Annotated in this window: 18 protein-coding genes and 3 tRNA genes; 4 read left to right on the top strand and 17 right to left on the bottom strand. The window is 62.9% G+C overall.

Going from position 1 to position 19,322, the window contains the following annotated elements; translation table 11 throughout:
- The first annotated feature begins 20 nt into the window (after positions 1-20).
- The gene (locus C8K61_RS00945; RefSeq protein WP_108094274.1) at positions 21-971 is read left to right on the top strand and encodes a DUF1853 family protein; all 951 of its coding nucleotides are present in this window, start codon (positions 21-23) and stop codon (positions 969-971) included.
- Positions 972-1,210: 239 nt separating this feature from the next.
- Here C8K61_RS00945 and C8K61_RS00940 read toward each other — a convergent pair whose 3' ends face one another.
- The 5 genes from C8K61_RS00940 to C8K61_RS00920 form a co-directional block, all read right to left on the bottom strand.
- Positions 1,211-2,320 carry a cyclic nucleotide-binding domain-containing protein gene (locus tag C8K61_RS00940; protein ID WP_108094272.1) on the bottom strand — a complete coding sequence of 370 codons (1,110 nt, stop codon included), beginning with the start codon at positions 2,318-2,320 and terminating at the stop codon, positions 1,211-1,213.
- Positions 2,313-3,239 (bottom strand): 1-aminocyclopropane-1-carboxylate deaminase/D-cysteine desulfhydrase, encoded by a 927-nt coding sequence (locus C8K61_RS00935; protein WP_108094270.1) that lies wholly within the window; start codon positions 3,237-3,239, stop codon positions 2,313-2,315. Before C8K61_RS00935 ends, C8K61_RS00940 begins: the two co-directional genes overlap by 8 nt.
- Positions 3,240-3,296: 57 nt before the next feature.
- Complete coding sequence (locus tag C8K61_RS00930; RefSeq protein ID WP_108094268.1) at positions 3,297-4,664, bottom strand: chromosome partitioning protein ParA; 1,368 nt, start codon at positions 4,662-4,664, stop codon at positions 3,297-3,299.
- Positions 4,665-4,914: 250 nt separating this feature from the next.
- Complete coding sequence (locus tag C8K61_RS00925) at positions 4,915-5,349, bottom strand: nuclear transport factor 2 family protein (RefSeq protein WP_108094266.1); 435 nt, start codon at positions 5,347-5,349, stop codon at positions 4,915-4,917.
- 173 nt (positions 5,350-5,522) lie between these two features.
- Positions 5,523-7,559 carry an NADPH-dependent 2,4-dienoyl-CoA reductase gene (locus C8K61_RS00920; protein WP_108094264.1) on the bottom strand — a complete coding sequence of 679 codons (2,037 nt, stop codon included), beginning with the start codon at positions 7,557-7,559 and terminating at the stop codon, positions 5,523-5,525.
- Between the two features lie 204 nt (positions 7,560-7,763).
- Here C8K61_RS00920 and C8K61_RS00915 point away from each other — a divergent pair, with 204 nt between their 5' ends.
- Both C8K61_RS00915 and C8K61_RS00910 read left to right on the top strand, forming a co-directional pair.
- Complete coding sequence (locus tag C8K61_RS00915) at positions 7,764-8,900, top strand: carbon-nitrogen hydrolase family protein (protein WP_108094871.1); 1,137 nt, start codon at positions 7,764-7,766, stop codon at positions 8,898-8,900.
- 3 nt (positions 8,901-8,903) lie between these two features.
- Positions 8,904-9,941, top strand: a complete 1,038-nt coding sequence (locus C8K61_RS00910; protein ID WP_108094263.1) for an AraC family transcriptional regulator — start codon at positions 8,904-8,906, stop codon at positions 9,939-9,941.
- Between the two features lie 316 nt (positions 9,942-10,257).
- Here the strand turns inward: C8K61_RS00910 and C8K61_RS00905 are convergent.
- The 12 genes from C8K61_RS00905 to gspE form a co-directional block, all read right to left on the bottom strand.
- Positions 10,258-10,334, bottom strand: a tRNA-Asp gene (locus tag C8K61_RS00905).
- Positions 10,335-10,443: 109 nt separating this feature from the next.
- Positions 10,444-10,520: transfer RNA gene (locus C8K61_RS00900), tRNA-Asp, on the bottom strand.
- 31 nt (positions 10,521-10,551) lie between these two features.
- Positions 10,552-10,627: transfer RNA gene (locus C8K61_RS00895), tRNA-Val, on the bottom strand.
- A 172-nt stretch (positions 10,628-10,799) separates the two neighbouring features.
- Positions 10,800-11,321, bottom strand: a complete 522-nt coding sequence (locus C8K61_RS00890; RefSeq protein WP_108094261.1) for a type II secretion system protein M — start codon at positions 11,319-11,321, stop codon at positions 10,800-10,802.
- Positions 11,318-12,463, bottom strand: a complete 1,146-nt coding sequence (gene gspL / locus C8K61_RS00885) for a type II secretion system protein GspL (protein WP_108094260.1) — start codon at positions 12,461-12,463, stop codon at positions 11,318-11,320. Before gspL ends, C8K61_RS00890 begins: the two co-directional genes overlap by 4 nt.
- A complete protein-coding gene (gspK, locus tag C8K61_RS00880) occupies positions 12,460-13,443 on the bottom strand; it encodes a type II secretion system minor pseudopilin GspK (protein WP_108094258.1) in 984 nt (327 codons plus the stop codon). The genes gspL and gspK overlap by 4 nt, the downstream gene beginning before the upstream one ends.
- Positions 13,440-14,135, bottom strand: coding sequence for a type II secretion system minor pseudopilin GspJ (gene gspJ / locus C8K61_RS00875; protein ID WP_108094257.1), 696 nt, complete (start codon positions 14,133-14,135; stop codon positions 13,440-13,442). Before gspJ ends, gspK begins: the two co-directional genes overlap by 4 nt.
- Positions 14,132-14,536: a type II secretion system minor pseudopilin GspI gene (gene gspI, locus C8K61_RS00870; RefSeq protein ID WP_108094255.1), complete on the bottom strand. Its 405-nt coding sequence runs from the start codon at positions 14,534-14,536 to the stop codon at positions 14,132-14,134. The genes gspJ and gspI overlap by 4 nt, the downstream gene beginning before the upstream one ends.
- Positions 14,533-15,075: a type II secretion system minor pseudopilin GspH gene (gspH, locus tag C8K61_RS00865; RefSeq protein ID WP_156684107.1), complete on the bottom strand. Its 543-nt coding sequence runs from the start codon at positions 15,073-15,075 to the stop codon at positions 14,533-14,535. The genes gspI and gspH overlap by 4 nt, the downstream gene beginning before the upstream one ends.
- A gap of 5 nt (positions 15,076-15,080) precedes the next feature.
- Complete coding sequence (gene gspG / locus C8K61_RS00860; RefSeq protein ID WP_108094869.1) at positions 15,081-15,512, bottom strand: type II secretion system major pseudopilin GspG; 432 nt, start codon at positions 15,510-15,512, stop codon at positions 15,081-15,083.
- A 20-nt stretch (positions 15,513-15,532) separates the two neighbouring features.
- A complete protein-coding gene (xcpS, locus tag C8K61_RS00855) occupies positions 15,533-16,750 on the bottom strand; it encodes a GspF family T2SS innner membrane protein variant XcpS (RefSeq protein WP_108094253.1) in 1,218 nt (405 codons plus the stop codon).
- 46 nt (positions 16,751-16,796) lie between these two features.
- Positions 16,797-18,365 (bottom strand): type II secretion system ATPase GspE, encoded by a 1,569-nt coding sequence (gene gspE / locus C8K61_RS00850; RefSeq protein ID WP_108094251.1) that lies wholly within the window; start codon positions 18,363-18,365, stop codon positions 16,797-16,799.
- Positions 18,366-18,689: 324 nt separating this feature from the next.
- Between gspE and C8K61_RS00845 the strand changes: the two genes are divergently transcribed.
- Positions 18,690-19,322, top strand: coding sequence for a type II secretion system protein N (locus tag C8K61_RS00845; protein ID WP_371919956.1), 633 nt, complete (start codon positions 18,690-18,692; stop codon positions 19,320-19,322).

The following is a 19,322-nucleotide window of genomic DNA, read 5'->3' as shown; positions in this document are numbered from 1 at the left end:
CTAACCGCTATGCTCGCAGAATGACGCTTTTTCCCACCCTCAGCGCCCTGCCCCAGCACCTGCATCAGCCGGCCGTACGTGATCTGGCGTGGGTGCTGTTGTCACCGCCCCTGCTCGACCCCGCAGTTTGCCCGCAGCGCCACCCGCTGACGGCCAGCGCCTGGGTAGCGGCCCCCGAGCAACTGGCCGACTGGCTGTACGCCCTCGACCGTGACCCGACCCCACTCAGCGCCTGGCTCGCGCAGCACAGCATTCGCCGCCTGGGTCTGTACTACGAACGCTTGTGGCAGTTCGCCCTGATGGCCGCACCCGGAGTGCAATTGCTGGCCGCCAACCTGGCAATTCGTCAGGGTGGGCACACCCTCGGCGAGCTGGATTTGCTGCTGCAAGACGATGACGGCGTGCACCACCAGGAGCTGGCGATCAAGCTCTACCTCGGCCCGCAGCAAGGCGATGGCAGCAACGCTCACGAGTGGCTGGGGCCCGGCAGCCAGGACCGCCTGGCGCGCAAGCTTGAGCATCTGTTGAACCACCAATTACCACTCTCGGCACGGCCCGAAGCGCAGGCTGCGTTGGCGCAGTTGGGTATCACGCAGGTGCAGCCGCAGCTGTGGTTGGCGGGCTATCTGTTTTATCCGTGGCCGGGATTTAGTCAGCCGCCGGCCGGCGCACTGAACGAGCATTTGCGCGGGCGTTGGCTGCATCGCAAAGACTGGCCGGCGTTGCAGAATGGCCGCGGGCACTGGCAGCCCATTCCCCGGCAAACCTGGCTGGCGCCGGCGCGGGAACAGGATCAGACGCTGTGGACGACTGAGCGTTTTACCCAGTGGCTGGATGAGCTGGAGCCCGATGCGCAGGCGCAATTGTTGGTGCGCTTTGAGCGAGACGAGGAAGGGGCGTGGCAGGAGGTAGAGCGGGTGTTTTTGGTGGCCGATGCCTGGCCGCAGTGGAATGGCCAACGGTATGCGTGACAGCTAAAACGCTGGACCGCCGCCTACGTGAGAAAGACGAGAGTAAACCTGAAAACCTCCGTCGTCCCAGCGCAGGCTGGGACCCAGAATAAGCCAGGAGAACGCATTTCCACCCGACATACTGAATTCCAGCCTGCGCTGGAATGACGGTGTCTGGTGCAGAAGTCTCCGTCGTCCGAGTGCAGGCGGCGGACCGACGATTCAGGATTCAGAATATCGGAACCGTCGCAGATCCGGTGCTATCGACTACGCTCGGTCCTCCCCCCCGACCGCGCCAAATACCCCGACCCACTCTCACACAACAGCCCATCGCGCATCACCGCCGGCAAGGCATTCAGGCCATCGCGCAAGGCGTAGGCGTTGTAGCCCAGCTGCGAGAGCAGAAACACCGCACTGGTGGCGCGGTTGCCGCTGTCGCAGTAGCACAGGTAGGTGCGGGTTTTATCCAGCAACCGCGCTTTGAGACGCAGCAGTTGCAGCGGCATGTTCAGCGATTGGAGGGCGTGGGCCCGCTCGTATTCTTCCTGCAAGCGCACGTCCAGCCATTGCGCGCCGCCGGACAGCAAACGCGCGGCTTCGCCAAACGACACCTCGTCAACAATCGGCGCCTTGAGCAAGGCGAAAAAGTCCTGGCGATCCAGGCGCAGCACCACGCCGTCTTCGAGCATGGTCACGGTGGCATTGCGCGGCTGGTCGGCCAGCAGTGCTTCCTCACCAAAACAGGCACCCACTTCCAGCTCGGCCAACACCTGACGGTCGCTGCCGGCGCTGCGGATCACTTCGGCACGCCCGCTGTTGAGGAAGAAGCAGCAATCGCCCGCCTCGCCTTCACTGAGCACGGTGCTGCCGGCTTTCAATTCGATGCGCTGCAGGCGGTCGAGCATGGCGCGCACGTTGGGGGACGGCACCTTGGCGAACAGCGGGTTTTCCAGCAGCCGCTCCAGCCATTCGACATCGCCGCCGCGCTGACCCAGTTCCAGCAACAGGTCCTGGTAGGCCAGGCGCCAGGTCAACAAGCGAGTCAGGGTGGCGCTGTCGAGAATCAGCAGGCTGATGTCGGTAAGCGCACGGGCTTCGTGCAGCCGCGGCAGGCTGGGTGACAACGGATGGCAGCTGGCTTCGCTGCCGGCCTGCAAGCGCGTTTGCTGCCCGTCGACGGTGGTCAGCAACAGCTCGCCGGCCAACAGGTAATAGGTCAGGCGCGCCTGATCGCCGGGGCGAAACAGCAACTGCCCGGCCAGCATCGGCTGCGGCACCAGTTGGCTGCGCAGTTCACGCCATTGCTGCTCGGACAACACATTGAGCGGCGTCAGACTGCGCAGTTGCTCAAGGTTAAGGGGGTCACTCATGGAAATGGTCAGACTCCAACGGCAAGCCCGGCGTCCCGCCAGGGTGCGCAATGTTCAGGTGAGTGGCCCGACGCCCCTGCAGACCGCCCGTATGGACGAACAGCAGGCGCGTGCCGCGAGCCACGTTACCGGCCACCACGTATAGGCGCAACGCCATTAGTGCCTTACCGGTATAAATCGCTTCAAGCGGCACCTCGCTGCCTACCTCCACCTGCTCGACAAACGTCGTCAGCGCTGTATCGACCTTAGCAAAACCACCACGGCTCGCCTCCAGCAAGCGATACCCCTGATCGTTTTCTCCAGCCAGCTCGAAGATCGCCCGCAGGTTATCTTCCACGCCATGCCCCGCCGGCACCGCCGCTGCCCCATAGACCAGCCGCCGCCCGGCCTCGGCCAGCACCAGCCCGGCCAGGGTGGTGCCGGTACCGACGGCCAGCCACCAGGCGTCGAAATCGTCCCAGCCGATGCTGGCCAATTGCGCCTCAGCCATCTCGCGCAACGCCATGCAACCGCGCGCTCCAGGCAAGCCGCCACCGCCCTCGGGCACAGGGTAGAAATTGGGATAACGCGCTAACCAGGGTTGCCAGAAATCAGCCTGGTGGCGCTGGCGATAGCCGCCATAGCCGAGCCAATGCAGCTGCATACCCCAAGCGTGCAGGTCGCGAACAGTGGGCGTGTCTTGCGGCTCGCCGCGCAGCAGGCCGACGGTGGCGAAGCCAAAGCGTTTACCGGCGGCGGCCAGGGCGTGCAGGTGATTGGAGTGGGCCCCGCCAAGGCTGATCACGCCGGCAGCGCAGGCCGCTTCGGCGGCGTGCAGGTGATGCTGCAACTTGAACCACTTGTTGCCACTGATCAGCGGGTCGATCAGGTCCAGGCGCAACACCGCCACCTCAACGCCGGTCTCCTCCAGCCAGGGCATTACCAGGCGCTGTAGAGGCGCCTGGGGAGACCAGGACGGCAGGCTGAGCGGCAAGGTTTAGCTGACGGTACGCAGGCGTGCGCCGGTTTTGTGCCGCGCGCAGCAGTTGGAGTCGCCAATGACAAAACGGCTAGGGGAATCGATACGATCCAGAGGAATGCCGCAACGGTCGCCATTAGGCAGGCTGGCATCGCAGCTGGGTTTTTCGTAATGGGCCAGCCACTGGCGGTACTGCGGCTCAGCGACAAAACACTTGGCGGCCGCGTAGGCCATGGGGTTGTCCTGGTAGCGGGCGATGTCTTGCAGCGGAATGGTCAGGTGCCCGGCGCCTGGGTGGTACACCACAAACACCACGCCGAGTTTCGACAGGCGCTCGAGAATCTGTTCGCCCCCCTGGCTGGCAAAGGCGTCGCGCTCCTGCTTGAGGCGCTCAACTTCCTGCTCAAGCTGGGTGTCCAGTTCATTGCGGTACGCCAGCTCGACATCACGAATGGCGATCTGCTCTTTGTACTCGACCACCGCGGAGGCGATGCGCGCCTGCAACTCGCTGTCGAACTGGGCGCGCAGAATGTCGGTTTCGGTGCGGCCGTGGCGTTCGATGGCGCGCAGTTGCTCGGTCATTTCTTCGCGGTTTTTCTGGAAGGTGTCGGCCTGGGCAGCGAGTTGGCCCTTGAGACTGACGTTCAGTTCTTCCTGTTGGCGCAGGGCCTGGTGCAGGGTCTGGATCTGCGCCAGCATTTTCTGCGTGTCTTCGGCGCCGGCCAGTTTGAGCTTGGCCAACTCCTCTTCGTATTGCTGGGTCTGGCTGCTGATGCGCAGGCGCTGCTGCTTGATCAGTTGGGCGGTTTTCAGCCGGTGTTCCTGCTCGATCTTTTCTGCCAGTTGCTCGGCGGCCTCTTTGCCTGGGTCCGGCGCGTGCCACTGGTCTTCCGGGGCCAACTGCAGGCGCTCGGTAGAAACACTCTGGCCGAGGTCATCTTCGACCAACAGGCCCAACTGGTTACGTTTGACGGTATCGCGCAGCAGCACCAGGTCGTTCTGGCCGGGCACCAGGCTTGGGTCCCACAGGTGCATCTGGTGCCAGGACACCGGGCACTGGCTGCGGCAAGCCAGGCGGATGGGACCGGCACCCAAGTCAGGGCCACGGCCGGAGCGTTCGGCGAGGTGACGCAGGGGAATGTTCCAGCCGCTATCAGGCGAGCCGCGTTCATCAAAATCGAGGAAGAAGAACACCGCCGCGCGCACTAGCAGACGGGGGTTGATCAGCACGTAGGCGACACGCATTTGCTGATCGCGAAATTCCGGCATATTGACCACGCCGTCGAGCAAGGCCTCGAACTCGGGAAACAGCATTTCCTTGCAGATACCGCGTTCACTGAAGAACACCACGGCCTCAACCATTTGCGGCTTGATCTGCATGCTCATCAACGAACCCCTAAGCCAAACACGGCGAGCTATCGCGCTTACGAATACGCTCGAATTTTTCTGCGCGCACAGCGAGAAAGTAGGCGTATTCCTACATTTGGCTCAAGTCTAGGGTAAAAAGGACCGACGGCAATGTGACTGGGTTGGCAGTCACCCGTGGTCAGCGCCCTGGAATCGGGCGCTGGGGTGAAACTGTGACGGAATTGGTACAACAGTCAACTTTTGTTATTCAGCCGGGAACTTTTGCAGTTCAGGCTGGCGCTTTGGCCAGAAATGGCGCCAACCGCTTGCCCATCTCCTCCCCGAGCGCCTGCAGGCCGCTCATGGGGCGAATCATCACTTCGAAGTCGACAATCTTGCCGTCGCTGTTGAACTGCACCATGTCGATGCCCTTGAGCTGACGGTCGCCCACTGTGGCACTGAACTCCAGCACCACGCTCTGGCCATCGGCGCTGACCAGTTGGCGGTGGTATTCGAAGTTCTCGAACACCTGAATCACCGTGTTCAGAATCAGATTGACCATTTGCGCGCCCTCATACGGTTTGTAGGCCATAGGCGAACGGAACACCGCTTTCGGGTCGAGCAACTCAGGCAAGGCCTTGAGGCTTTTGCTGCTGATCATCGAATGCCACTGCTCAAGGGTGGCGGTGACGGCGGGGTTGGAACTCAAAGCGGAACTGGTCATGGCAACTCCTTTGTTGTTGTTTTTGCCTTTATAAAACCGACAACTCGGTCGAGAGCTTCTGGGCTAAGGCCAGGCAAGGCGCCCCGGAGCTTTTAAGCGCAGCGTACTGCAGTACGCGAGCATTAAAAGCGAGGACGCAACGCCGCCTGGCCGACGACAAGGAGCTCGGTTAGTTACAGCGAAGCAGCCAGACGCGAACCTTGATTAATGGCGCGCTTGGCATCCAGTTCGGCCGCCACATCAGCACCACCAATCAGGTGCACCAATTGCCCAGCCGCTTCCAGACCTTCCTGCAACTCACGCAGCGGGTCCTGGCCGGCGCAGACGATGATGGTGTCCACCGGCAGCACTTGCGGCTCGCCTTCGCCGATGCGGATGTGCAGGCCGGCGTCGTCCACGCTGAGGTACTCGACGCTGTTGAGCATCTGCACGTTCTTGTTTTTCAGGCCGGTGCGGTGGATCCAGCCGGTGGTTTTACCCAGACCGTCGCCGACTTTGGATTTCTTGCGCTGCAGCAGGAACACCTGACGCGCCGGTGCATGTACTTCAGCCTTAATGCCAGCGATACCGCCACGGGCTTCCAGAGCCTTGTCGATGCCCCACTCTTTCCAGAACGCATCGCGGTCCTGGCTGGTGGCTTCGCCTTGGTGAACGACGAATTCCGACACGTCGAAACCGATACCGCCGGCGCCGATCACGGCCACGCTCTGGCCAACCGGTTTGCGCTGCAGAATGGCGTCCAGGTAGCTGATCACTTTCGGGTTGTCGATGCCCGGAATCGCCGGGGTACGCGGGGCGATACCGGTGGCCAGGATGATTTCGTCGAAGCCACCTTTAACCAGGTCATCCACGCTGACGCGGGTGTTCAGTTGCAGATCAACGCCGGTGGTTTGCAACTTGCGGCCAAAGTAGCGAATGGTTTCGTAGAACTCTTCTTTACCGGGCACACGCTTGGCGACGTTGAACTGGCCGCCGATTTCGCTGGCCGAGTCGAACAGGGTCACGCTGTGGCCACGCTCGGCGGCCACGGTGGCAGCCGACAGACCGGCAGGGCCGGCGCCGACCACGGCGATTTTCTTCACCGCGGTAGTCGGGATGTAGTTCAGCTCGGTTTCGTGGCAGGCGCGTGGGTTGACCAGGCAGCTGGTGAGTTTGCCGCCGAAGGTGTGGTCCAGGCAGGCCTGGTTGCAACCGATGCAGGTGTTGATTTCGTCGCTACGGCCTTCAGCAGCCTTGTTGACGAACTCCGGGTCGGCGAGGAACGGACGGGCCATCGAGACCATGTCGGCATCACCGTCGGCCAGCACTTGTTCCGCCACTTCCGGAGTATTGATGCGGTTGGTGGTGATCAGCGGAATGCTCACTTCGCCGCGCAGCTTGGCGGTGACCTTGGTGAACGCCGCACGTGGCACCTTGGTGGCGATGGTCGGGATCCGCGCTTCGTGCCAACCGATACCGGTGTTGATGATGGTGGCGCCGGCTTTTTCGATGGCTTTGGCCAGGGTGACGATTTCGTCCCAGGTGCTGCCGCCTTCCACCAGGTCGAGCATCGACAGGCGATAGATGATGATGAAGTTCGGACCTACCGCTTCACGCACTCGGCGGACAATTTCTACCGACAGGCGCATGCGGTTTTCGTAGCTGCCACCCCAGCGGTCGGTGCGCTGGTTGGTGTGGGCGGCGAGGAACTGGTTAATGAAGTAACCCTCGGAGCCCATGATTTCCACGCCGTCGTACTCGGCAACCTGCGCCAAGGATGAGCAGGTGACGAAGTCGGCGATCTGCTTTTCGATGCCCTCTTCGTCCAGCTCGTGCGGCTTGAACGGGTTGATCGGCGCCTGGATGGCGCTCGGCGCTACCGATTTCGGGCTGTAGGCATAACGGCCGGCGTGGAGGATCTGCATGCAGATCTTGCCGCCCGCCTCGTGCACAGCACGGGTGACGATGCGGTGGTTGTCGGCTTCTTCCTGGGTGCTCAGCTTGGCGGCACCGGCGTACACGCCGCCTTCCACGTTCGGGCCGATACCGCCGGTGACCATCAGGCCGACGCCACCCAGGGCGCGCTCGGCGAAGTAGGCGGCCATGCGTTCGAAGCCGCCCGGCTTCTCTTCCAGCCCGGTGTGCATGGAACCCATCAGGGTGCGGTTACGCAGGGTGGTGAAACCCAGGTCCAACGGGGCCAACAGGTGCGGGAATTGAGCGGCGGTCATAGATAGCTCCACATCGAACGGTTAATGCACGGAATGCCAGCCACCTCAAGCGGGTGGCGGTCAGTTATGGGCTGAACGATAAAGAGGGCGCCGCGCCCCCTCAATGATCCAAAGTGACAAGTTATTGATCCAACTGCGCAGCACGACTTGGCAAGCGATCATCGGCGCCCTACCCTTACACCCTCATTCCGCACTCCCATGACCATGCGCAGACTACTTGGCAACACCTTGGCCGCTATCGTCGTCATCCTGCTCGGCGCCTATGCGCTGTGGACCGACATCCCCACCGACGCCCATTACCTCTCCGACCTGCGCAGCCACGTGGCGCTCAACCAGGGCCAGCCTGGCGACAAGGGCAACCTGCTGGGCATCCAGCCGGAGATGTTTTCCGGCGACTACCACAGCACCGACCTGCTGCGTCTGAAGCTCGCCGCCTACCTGCACAAGGCCCGCGATGAAGGCCTGCTGAATGGCAAAACAGTGGCCGTACTGCCGGAACATATAGGTACCTGGCTGGTGATCAGCGGCGAAAAGGCCGAGGTCTATCAGGCGCAGACCATCGACAGCGCCATGGCTTGGTTGGCCGCCAGCAACCCGCTGAAACTGGGTCGCGCGCTGCTCTCGGCCAAGGGTGAAGACCGCCTGCAGGACGCCCTGCTGCGAATGAAAGGCGACGCCATGGCCCGCGACTACCAAGCGGTGTTCGGCGGCCTGGCCAAGGATTTCGGCATCACCCTGGTGGCCGGCTCCATCGTGCTGCCCGAGCCTCGGGTGGAGAACGGCCAGTTAGTGGTCGGCGATGGCCCGCTGTACAACGTCAGCCTGGTGTTCGGCAGCGATGGCGCACCGCTGGGCCAGCCGCAGCGCAAGGTCTATCCGATTCGCGATGAGCAGGTGTTTATCGCCGCCGCGCCAGCCAGCGCGCTGCAGGTGGTCGACACCCCGGCCGGGCGTCTGGGCGTGCTGATCTGCGCCGACAGCTGGTACCCCGCCGGCTATGCCGAACTGGGCAAACAGGGCGTGCAACTGCTCGTCGTGCCAGCCTTTCTTACCGGCAATGGCAACTGGTCGAAACCCTGGGGCGGCTATAACGGCGCGCCAACCCCGGACGATGTCGCCGTGCAACCCGGAGCGGTTACCGAAGGCCAGGCCTGGCAGCAGTTGGCAATGGCCAACCGCTTGCGCAGCAGTGGCGCGCAGGCTGGGCTGACGGTGTTTATGCGCGGGCAACTGTGGAACCTGGGCAGTGACGGGCAGAGCCTGTTGGCCACCGAGCAAAACGTCAGCCTGGTCAACGACGCCGGTGGTCATGGTGGCCGCCTGCTGAACATCTGGCTGTAACCGATGAAACCGGTGCGTGTACGGCTAGGCGACCTGTCGGTAGGTTTTGTGCATGGCCTGGACGACGCCCTACGCCACGCCGGGCAAGACCCCGAGCCGCTGCTGGAACAATACGGCCTGGACAGCGCCCGCCTGGCCGAGCCGCGGGCGCGCCTGTCGATTCCGCGCTATATGCGCCTGGGCCATGCCGCCATTCAACTCAGCGGCGAACCGGGACTGGGCCTGAGCATGGGGGTGTTTACCCGCCTCAGCCAGGTTGGCCTGGCCGGTGTCACCGCCGCCCAGGCACCCAATGTGCGCGAGGCGGCACGAGCACTGATTCGCTTCGAACCCCTGTACGCCTACAACTATCGCGGCCAGTCGAGTTTCCATGAAGACGCCCGTGGCGCCTGGCTGCGCTTCTATTCCATCAGCCCGTACAACGCCTACAACCGCTTTGTGGTCGACTCGGTGCTGGCTGGTTGGGCAGCGCAACTGGGAGCACTGGCCGGTCAGAAACTGGCAGTGGAAAAGGTCGACATCGAATTCCCCGCCACCAGCTACGCCGAACACTACAGCGCGCTTTTCGGCTGCCCGGTGGAGTTCGCCAGCAGCACTAACCAACTGCGCCTGAACCAGGCCACCCTCGCCCTGCGCAACCCCGAGCACTGCCCGAGCACCTGGCGCCACTTGCTGGAAATCTGCGAGCGCGAGCTAGACCAACTGACCCGCACCCGCAGCCTGCGCGAGCGCATCAGCCAATTGCTCGGCCCGCTGTTGAATGGCCGCGAACCCGACCTCGAAGAAGTCGCCGCGCGCCTGCAGCTGCCTACCTGGACCCTGCGGCGCAAACTCGCCGAAGAAGGCACCCAATACCGCGCCATCCTCAACGACACCCGCCGCGACCTGGCCATGGCCTATATCCGTGACACGGAATTGGCCTTTGGCGAGATTGCCTACTTGTTGGGGTTTGCCTCGGCAGAGGCGTTTCAGCGCGCGTTCAAGCGCTGGGCGGGCAAGACGCCAGGGGAGTTTCGGCGGGAACAGCGCAAGGCAGGATAAACCGCGGCGTGGCGACAAACAGGCTTTTAAGGCCTCTTCGGAGTTTCGTGGCTAGAGCCACGCAAGTCCACACTCACAGCTCGGTGGCGTCTTCGATCAGCTCTGCCGGCTCGTCTTGCTCCGCTGCGCGGTATTCCAGAAGCTCTTCCTGGTATTCGTCCATTTGCTTGTGCTCGCTCATGTGCTTGTCGTTTGGGTCTGCGGCCAAGCCTAAAACCCGCAGATGAACAACAGATGAACGAAGCACTCAGGCCACACTTTAAAAAGCGCAGGCAATAAAAAACCCTTGGTTCTTGCGAACCAAGGGTTTCGTATATGGCGCAGCGGACGGGACTCGAACCCGCGACCCCCGGCGTGACAGGCCGGTATTCTAACCGACTGAACTACCGCTGCGTGTCGGTGGACTTGCGTCCGGTACAGCATGAAACGTTCTAGCGTCTGACCTTCAAGCCCTGGTTGGCTTTCCGATCTCAGGCCCGACTAGGTCGTACCTGGCAAATAATGGCGCAGCGGACGGGACTCGAACCCGCGACCCCCGGCGTGACAGGCCGGTATTCTAACCGACTGAACTACCGCTGCGCGTCGGTGGACTTTCGTCCGGTTTCACAAGTGGTGGGTGATGACGGGATCGAACCGCCGACCCTCTGCTTGTAAGGCAGATGCTCTCCCAGCTGAGCTAATCACCCCTTGCTTGCGAGGCGCGAAATTTACGCGGGGGACACACCTAAGTCAACACCCCATATAGAAATTTTCTTAAATTAACGGTTTTTTCTGTTTGCCCGCTTCGCCAGGCTGAATGGCGATCGCTGTGGGGGGTTGCGCGTTTAAGTGAAAAAGCTCCGATTAGCCGCGATGCTTTTACTGCGCCACCCGCAAGGTCAACCGTGACGTCACCAGGCCTTCTTCATTACGGTCTAGCCCCGCTTCATCAATACGCACACCCTGCGCTTCCAGCTCATTGAACCAGCGCAGCAACAGGTTGAACGCCACCGGCTGCAGGCTGACCTGCAGGCTGCCATCGCCCTGATTGTCGATGCGCTCGATGGTCAGTTGCGCGGCAGCGGCGCTGGTGGTGACCAGGCCTTGCAGTTGCTCGGGAGCAATGCTGCTGGTCGGCCGTTCCACCAACGCCCGGGCCTGCGGCGCCTTGGCTTGCAGGTAGCCGCTGAGCTCCAGTTGCTGGGCCAGCGCTTCGCGGGCGTTGTGCAGACGGTGTTGAGCCGGTTGCCAGAAGCTGATGTACAGCAGCGCACCGACGATGCACAGCAGCATCAGGGCCAACGCCATTCGTTCGCGCGGCACCAGGGTGTTCCAGCGTCGCTGCAGCGGCGAGCGTTGCCAGCGTTCGAGCAACTGGCCTTTGAGCATTGTCGTGTTCATCCCTGCCCTCCTACGACTAAACGGGCGCTGACGCCGCTGTCTTCACGGCTGGCCGAGCCCAGTTGCACGGCCAGGCCTGCGTCTGCCAAGCGTTGGCGCAGGCGTTCCAGCGCGGCGAAGTCGGGCGCCTGCAGTTGCAGCGCCAGATCGCCGCGAATGTCGCTGAAGTCGAGCTGCTGCACGCGCACCAAGCCGCCATCGGCCTGCACGGCGGTACTGGCCAGCTCCATCAAAGCCAGGAGCCGGCTCTTGCCGCCCGCCGCCCCTTGGCTCAAGTGCTCGTCCAGCTGATGGCGCAGGTTGATCAACTTGCTGTCCTGGGGAAACAGCTCGCGGTACAGGTCATTGTTGGCAGCCGCGATGGCATCGCTTTTGTGTTGCAGCTGCCAGGCCTGGGCCAGGTTGAATCCCCATTGCAGCACCAGCCACAGGCCGACCAGGCCAAGCACCGGGCGCCAGCGTTTCAACCCCTGGCTTTCTTCGCGACTGGCCAACTCGCCCTGAGCCAGGTTGCAAGCGCCGGTCTGGCTGGCCAGCCACAGATAGGGATCGTCTTCGCGTTGCGCGGTTTCGATGCCTTCGGGCAGCACTTGGCCAGGTGGTGCCACGGCGTGCAGCGGCAACGGGCATTGCCCGGCCAGCGCCGGCCAATCGTCGGTGGCCATGGCCAGGCGCGTCGCCAGTTGGCCGCCGAGCAGCCAGCGCTCGCCCAGCCAGCACAGTTGCGTGCCCTGCTCCGGCAGCAGGTCGGCGTCGATCTGAATGCTCTCCGGCGGCATACCCGGGCACAGCGCCAACCAGCCTTGCAGCCAACTCTGGCGCACGGCATAGATGCGGTGGCGACCATCGGCCAGCGGCGAGCCCAAGGCCAGGTGGAACAGCTCCACCTCTTCGGCCAACAGCTCCTCAACCGCGAAGGGCAATGCCTGGCGCAACCAGCGCGCCTTTTGCGTCGGCAACTGTACGGCGCAGGCAGTGATCGCCTCCACCGGCACGATCAGCCGCCACGGCCCGTCCAACTCAGCCAGCGCATTAGCCAGCAGCGGCTGGTCATGTACGCCGCCGCGCACGCGGTCGACCACCAGGCTGTCGTCGACCGTCACGGCCGCCGCTGCAGGCAGAAATAGTGTTACCAGGCTCATGGTGCCTGCTCCTTGTTTGCCGTTCCTTGCCCGTACTGGACCCAACCCTCTTGCCCCAGGTCACGTGCCAACACCCTCACCCGCCCTTGCTCATCACGCTGTACATCACTGACCAGCACTTGCCGGCGATCGCCGATGCGCACTTCGCTGATCACTTGAAAATACTGGGTACCCACCGTCAATCCCTGCCCCTCTATACCGAAACCGGCCAGTGCCGGCTGGCTATTGAAGGCCTCCACCGTGGCAAAGCCCTTGGCGCCGCGCGCCTGAATAATGCCCTGGGCGAGATCCGGGGTCAGGCCATCCGCCAGGCAGGACAACACCATCGCCCCGGCCGTGTTGACGTTGAGGCCGACGTCCGCCGGCAACGCGCTGACGTAGGGCAGCAGACGCCGGTAATCGACCTCGGTCATGCCCAACAGTAACCGTAGCTCGGAGATGTCCTGCAGGCGTCGGTTGGCGGTGCGGTACGCCGGTTTGGCCAGCAAGTATTGATTGTCTTCGGCGCCATCGCCGCCCGTGGGTTCCTGATCGCTGTCGAGCCAGTCCACCAGCCGTTCGGCGTAGGGCTCGACGATACCCAGGCGCAGCAGCAAGCGGCGAAAGCGCGCCACCGCCTGGTCGTTGACCTGCTCCTGATTCACCAGGCTATTGAGGTTGAAGCGGCCGCTGGGGTCTTCAATGCGCACATTGAGCACCCCGCCTTCATCCAGGGTGAAGGGTTGCAGCGGTTTGGCCCAGGCTTCGCTGAGGTGGTCCACCGGCTGGCGCGGGTCACCGCGGCGCAGGTCTTGTTTGAGCAGGGCTTTGGCCAGAGTTTCGCCGCCCAGGGCGTAATGCCAGGCTTGGCGCACATCCAGCAGGTTGGCACTGCTGCGAATGGAAACTTGCTGACGGGCGATCATCCCGGCGCAGACCACGGTCACCACCGCCACCACCAGCAGCACGGTGATCAGGGCCACACCCTGCTGACGTCTCATTGCTGCACCTGCCCGGCGTTATCGCCGTTGTTCTGCCCGTCGCCCGATTCCGGTGTCTGGCCGTCGCCTGGCTTGCTGTCCTTGGCACCATCGGGCAAACGCAGCACACGCCGCAGTTGGCCATAACGGCGGTGTTCGAGCACCAGTTCGACGGCTCGGGGCAAGCGCTCAAAACGCTCTTTGGCGGTGCCATCGGTGGGCGGCCAACTGGCTAGCCATTGGCCTTGGCGGTCCATGTAACGCAAGGTGAATGAGGTCACTCCGTCGAGCACCGCTTGCACCTGCGGCTTACTGTCTTGGGCCTGGTCGAGCACGTTCCAGTAACGGCGCTGCCACTGCTCACCACTGAGTTTCCAGCGCACCCGCAGCAAACGCGAACGCGGCGCGCCCATGGGGTTGCGCCAGCCGCTGCGGGTGAACTCCAGGGCCGTGTCGTCGCCGTCTTCGCCGATCAATGCCGGGCGGTCCTCGCCAAAGGGGTCGCGGGTCGGGCGCGGTACCACCTGCAGCACGTCACGCTCGAACGCGGCCATGGCGCGCACCACTTCGCGCAGTTGCTGCTCGTGTTCACGGGTGGCGCCGTCGGCCTGCATCACGCTGCTGAGCATACGGTAGGTAGCCAGCGCCAACAGGGCGAAGATGGCCACGGCAATCAGCAACTCCAGCAAAGTAAAACCGCGCTGAGGCCTCATTGCTCGACCCCAAGCGGCTCGGTGCTGACAAAGCCGACCAGGGTGACCACCGCACGGTCTTTGATGGTGCCGCCACGACCACGCTCATCGCGCCCGGCCACCCAGACGGTGACGCGGCGCATGGTCGGCTCGCTGGTATTTTCCACCGTGCTCTGCCACTGCCATTGGCGGTTGGCGAAGTCCACCTGGCCCTGCTGATCGCCATCGCCAGGTGGGCTAGGCGCCAGCTGCATCTCACTCAATTGGTTGTCGGCAATCCACATCGCCAGGGTCTTGTCTTCCAGACGTGCGGCGGTCTGCAAGCTGCGGGCGCTGACGCCGAGCACACTGGCGGCGACCAGGGCGAAAATTGCCAGGGCCACCAGCACCTCCAGCAAGGTAAAGCCGCCCAGGCGCTTCATTTCACTGCCTGCTTGGCATCGGCGGCTTCCACTTTGGGCAGGCGAAAACCGTCACTGCTCATTTGCAACCGCGCGCCCTGTGGGCGTTTCTCGGCCAGTTGCAGCCGAAACGGGCTGAGCTCACCGCTGGACAGAATCAACAGTTGCGGGCTGCGCTGGGCGCCCTTCTGCCCTTCTTCCTCAGCGTCAGGGCTGGGCAACTTCAGCGCATTACCTTCCAGCTCCAAGGTCAGCACGGCCCAGGCCGGCAGCGCGTGGGGATTTTTGTCCAGCGCCTGCCAGCTGTTCTTCGCCGCGTCATAGCGCAGCACCTGGTAGGAGGTGGTATCGAACCACAGGCCATATTCGCGGTTATCCAGCACGGCCTCATCTGCCAGCACACCGATCAGCCCCGTCAGCCGCTCGGCTTCATTGCGCAGTTCCCGCGAGGGGCCGGCAATACCGCTGCTGAGCACGGCCAGGCCGATCACTACGCCGAGAATCACCAGCACCACCATGATTTCGATCAGGGTGAAGCCGGCTTGCGTTCGGGGCCGCACGCGTATCACTGATCCCAGTTACCGATATCGGCGTCGTTGTCGCTGCCGCCTTCCTTGCCGTCGGCGCCAAACGAGTACAAATCGAACGGGCCTTTGCTGCCCGGCGCCAGGTATTGATACGGGTTGCCCCACGGGTCGATCGGCAAACGCTTGAGGTAGCCGTCGGCGTTCCAGTTTTTAGCTGCCGGATTGCCGGTGGGCTTTTTCACCAGAGCTTCGAGACCCTGCTGGGTGTTGGGGTAGGTGTGGTTGTCGAGCTTGTACATGTCCAGGGCCGCGCTGATGCCTTTCACATCGCCCTTGGCCACGGTGATCTTGGCCTGGTCCGGACGGCTCATCACTTGCGGCACGATGAGCGCGGCGAGGATGCCGAGAATCACCACCACCACCATGATCTCAATCAGGGTGAAACCCGACTGTCGACGTCCTGTATTCATGGCTATCTGTTGCATGGTCATCACCCCACTAATTGGTTCAAGGACAGAATCGGTAGAAGAATCGCCAGCACGATGAGCAGCACCACAACGCCCATGAATACCAGCATGAAAGGTTCGAACAGGCCGACCATCAGCGCGATCTGCGCGGCCAGGTCGCCCTCCTGATTACGCGCGGTGCGGGCCAGCATCTGGTCCAGTTCGCCGGAGCGCTCACCGCTGGCGATCATGTGCAGCATCATCGGCGGGAACTGCCCGCTGGCCTCCAGCGCACGGGTCAGGCTGCCGCCCTCACGCACCTTCTGCGCGGCCAGCACCACGTCGGCGCGAATCACCCGGTTGGAAATCACCTGGGCGCCAATGCTCAGCGCCTCCACCAGCGGCACACCGCTGCGGGTGAGAATCGCCAGGGTCGAGGCAAACCGTGCGCAGTCGGTGGCGCGCACCAGGCGCCCAACCAGCGGTAGGCGCAATTGAAAGGCATGCCAGCGGCGTTTGACCTTGTCATCGCGCAACGCCCAGCGCGCGGTAAAACCACCGGCCACCGCCAGCAGTACAAACAACCAGCCCCAGTGTTTCACCCCATCACTCAACGCAATCAGGCCACGGGTGAGAGCCGGCAGGGTCTGCCCGGAATCAATGAACACGCGCACCACATCGGGCACCACGTAACCGAGCAAAAAGCCGACGATGATCAGCGAAGTGACCATCAGCACCAGCGGATACAGCAGCGCCAATTGCACCTTTTGCCGCGACTGTTGGCGCTGCTCGGTGTAATCGGCCAGTTGCTCCAGCACCGGCCCCAGATGCCCGGCGTGCTCACCGGCAGCGACCGTGGCGCGGTACAGTTCGGGAAATGCGGCGGGAAACTCCTTCAGCGCAGCGGCCAGGCTATGGCCTTCCAGCACCCTTGCGCGTACCGCCAGCAACATCGCTTGCACCCGCGGCGCCGAGGCCTGGGCGGCAGCCGCGCGTAAGGCTTCCTCAATCGGCAAAGCAGCCTGGATCAGGGTCGCCAGTTGCCGGGTAAGCATCGCCAGATCACGTGCCGACAGGCCGCGAACAAAGGTGAAGTGACCGTCATTGCTGGCTTGCTCGCGCGTGCGGGTGGCATTGACCTGCAGCGGCGCCAGCTGTTTGTCGCGCAGCATTTGCCGCACCTGACGGGCGCTGTCGGCCTCCATCACGCCTTTTTGCTGGCGCCCTGCTTGGTCCAGGGCAAGGTATTCGTAAGCCGCCATCAGAATGTGCCCAACGGTTTGACTGTGCGGACGGGCTCAAGCGCCATCAACGTCTGTCGCCCCTACGTTGGTGTTGAGTCGGCGAGGCCGAAGATAGTTCGCGCCGCTGAGCGCCCGTGCTCGGCGCTTCGTCTTCACGGGTCACGCGCAGCACTTCTTCCAGGCTGGTGATGCCCTCGAGCACCTTGCGCCGGCCATCGTCACGAATGCTCGGGCCGTTGCCGCGGGCATGACGGGTCATTTCCTGTTCACCGGCGCCGCTGTGCACCAGGGTGCGCATGTGGTCATCGAAGACCACCAACTCATAGATACCGGTACGGCCGCGATAGCCCTGCTGTTTGCATTCCGGGCAGCCACGGGCGTGGTGAATCACCGGCATCTCGCCGCTGCGCACGCCGAGCACCTGGGCCTCGGCTTCAGTCACCGGCAAACCTTCCTTGCAGTGCGGACACAGCACCCGCACCAGACGCTGGGCCAATACCCCGAGCAAAGAGGAAGACAGCAGGAACGGCTCGACGCCCATGTCGACCAGGCGGGTGACGGCGCCAATCGCACTGTTGGTGTGCAGAGTCGACAGTACCAAGTGCCCGGTCAGCGAGGCCTGCACGGCGATCTGCGCGGTTTCCGCGTCACGGATTTCGCCGACCATCACCACGTCCGGGTCTTGCCGCAGAATGGCGCGCAAGCCGCGGGCGAAGGTCATGTCGACCTTGGTGTTGACCTGGGTCTGGCCGATGCCCTCAAGGTGGTATTCGATCGGGTCTTCAACAGTAAGGATGTTGCGCGTGCGGTCATTGAGGCTGACCAGGCTGGCGTACAGAGTGGTGGTCTTGCCCGAACCGGTTGGCCCGGTGACCAGAATGATGCCGTGCGGCTTGCGCACGCTGGCTTCCATCATCTGGCAATCGCGGCTGGACATGCCCAGGTGCTGCAAGCTCAGGCGCCCTGCCTGCTTGTCGAGCAGTCGCAACACCACCCGTTCGCCGTTGGCTGAGGGCAAGGTGGACACCCGCACGTCCACCTCGCGGCCACCTACCCGCAGGGAAATACGGCCATCCTGGGGCACTCGTTTTTCGGCGATGTCCAGGCGCGCCATGACTTTGATCCGCGATACCAACAAGGCAGCCAGCTCGCGCTTGGGCTCCAGCACTTCACGCAATACGCCGTCGACGCGAAAGCGCACGACCAAACGTTTTTCAAAGGTTTCGAGGTGAATATCCGAGGCGTTTTCTTTGATCGACTCGCCGAGGATGGCATTGATCAGGCGAATGATCGGCGCATCATCTTCCTGCTCCATCAGGTCTTCGGTTTCCGGCACCTGGTCAGCCAGGGCGGCCAGGTCCAGGCGCCCGCCGATGTCTTCGGCCAGTTGCATGGAGGCCGAGTCATGTTGATAGGCCGAGGCCATGGCTTGGTCGAAGGCGGCGGGGGTGAGCGCGCGCAGCGGCAGGCGGCGGCCTACAAAACGTTGCGCTTCGGCCAACGCCACCATGTCCACGGCGGGGCGGAAGCCCAGGCACACCAGGTCCTGATCGAGCATCAGCACCACACCATTGCGCTTGGCATAGCTGAACGGCAAACGACGTGGCAGCGTTTCCACCGGAGACACATTCATCTGTAACCCAACCCTGGCATCGTAATGGCGCCTCATGTTCAAGATTAAGGATGACGATTGCACGCCATGCCGCTGTTTTTTTATTGTTTTTGCGCGTTACGGCTCGAAGAACCCGCAGCGGGCGCTATCTTTACCATACTGCCGAAAAAACACAGCGCCCCCCAGAAAAAACAGAATAGGACTACCGGGCAAAGTGGATGCTAAAAAACATGTGGCTGCTCTATGATCGGCCGCCAGCAAATCCGACAGTAGCGAGTAATTTCTTTGTCCGTGCCCGAGACCCTACGTAGGCTGCTACATAACGCCCCGACACTGCTGGGCGTGTTGTTGATCCTGCTAATCAGCCTGAGTTTCGCCACACAAACCATCGATTGGTTACAGCTCAATCGCAGCCACGCTACTGTTCCGGCCAGCGACACCAACGAATCGGCCGCCGCCCCGGCGCTGGACAGCATTCAAACCCTGTTCGGCCCCGCCCGCGTCAGCCAGAGCGCCGCCCCACCTGCTACCACCCTGCGCCTGACCTTGCGCGGCAGCTTCGTGCACAGCGATGCGAAGAGCTCCAGCGCGATCATTCAACGCGAGGGCAGCAAGCCATTACGCTTTGCCATCGGCAGTGAAATCGACAAAGGCATTCGCCTGCACGCGGTTTACCGCGACCGGGTGGAGATCGAGCGTAACGGCCGCCTGGAAACCTTGATGTTCAACAAGCGCAAAGGCAGCCCCGGCGGCAACCAGCCGATCAATGAAAGTGCGGTGGACGAGCTGTCCACCTTGCAACAACAGGATGAACAGCAATTGCGTGACCGCATGGAGGCGTTGCGCCAACAGATGGAAAGCGCTGGCGGCCAGCCCGAAGCCCCTACAGAACAGGAGCCGGTGTATGAAGCCGAGCCCCCGGCTGCGCCGCAATCAACCGACCCCCTTCCTACTGACCCGTCTACGGAAAGCGACTAA

This window comes from Pseudomonas sp. GV071 (assembly GCF_003050835.1).
Classification (GTDB): domain Bacteria; phylum Pseudomonadota; class Gammaproteobacteria; order Pseudomonadales; family Pseudomonadaceae; genus Aquipseudomonas.
Note: the sequence above shows the minus strand (reverse complement) of the source record. Positions and strands in the feature narration are given on the sequence as shown.

Bases quoted from the DNA above. Each gene is read 5' to 3' on its own strand.
- C8K61_RS00945 (WP_108094274.1), top strand. From the start codon at position 21: ATGACGCTTTTTCCCACCCTCAGCGCCCTGCCCCAGCACCTGCATCAG.
- C8K61_RS00940 (WP_108094272.1), bottom strand. From the start codon at position 2,320: ATGAGTGACCCCCTTAACCTTGAGCAACTGCGCAGTCTGACGCCGCTC.
- C8K61_RS00935 (WP_108094270.1), bottom strand. From the start codon at position 3,239: ATGCCCTGGCTGGAGGAGACCGGCGTTGAGGTGGCGGTGTTGCGCCTG.
- C8K61_RS00930 (WP_108094268.1), bottom strand. From the start codon at position 4,664: ATGAGCATGCAGATCAAGCCGCAAATGGTTGAGGCCGTGGTGTTCTTC.
- C8K61_RS00925 (WP_108094266.1), bottom strand. From the start codon at position 5,349: ATGACCAGTTCCGCTTTGAGTTCCAACCCCGCCGTCACCGCCACCCTT.
- C8K61_RS00920 (WP_108094264.1), bottom strand. From the start codon at position 7,559: ATGACCGCCGCTCAATTCCCGCACCTGTTGGCCCCGTTGGACCTGGGT.
- C8K61_RS00915 (WP_108094871.1), top strand. From the start codon at position 7,764: ATGCGCAGACTACTTGGCAACACCTTGGCCGCTATCGTCGTCATCCTG.
- C8K61_RS00910 (WP_108094263.1), top strand. From the start codon at position 8,904: ATGAAACCGGTGCGTGTACGGCTAGGCGACCTGTCGGTAGGTTTTGTG.
- C8K61_RS00890 (WP_108094261.1), bottom strand. From the start codon at position 11,321: ATGAACACGACAATGCTCAAAGGCCAGTTGCTCGAACGCTGGCAACGC.
- gspL (WP_108094260.1), bottom strand. From the start codon at position 12,463: ATGAGCCTGGTAACACTATTTCTGCCTGCAGCGGCGGCCGTGACGGTC.
- gspK (WP_108094258.1), bottom strand. From the start codon at position 13,443: ATGAGACGTCAGCAGGGTGTGGCCCTGATCACCGTGCTGCTGGTGGTG.
- gspJ (WP_108094257.1), bottom strand. From the start codon at position 14,135: ATGAGGCCTCAGCGCGGTTTTACTTTGCTGGAGTTGCTGATTGCCGTG.
- gspI (WP_108094255.1), bottom strand. From the start codon at position 14,536: ATGAAGCGCCTGGGCGGCTTTACCTTGCTGGAGGTGCTGGTGGCCCTG.
- gspG (WP_108094869.1), bottom strand. From the start codon at position 15,512: ATGAATACAGGACGTCGACAGTCGGGTTTCACCCTGATTGAGATCATG.
- xcpS (WP_108094253.1), bottom strand. From the start codon at position 16,750: ATGGCGGCTTACGAATACCTTGCCCTGGACCAAGCAGGGCGCCAGCAA.
- gspE (WP_108094251.1), bottom strand. From the start codon at position 18,365: ATGAATGTGTCTCCGGTGGAAACGCTGCCACGTCGTTTGCCGTTCAGC.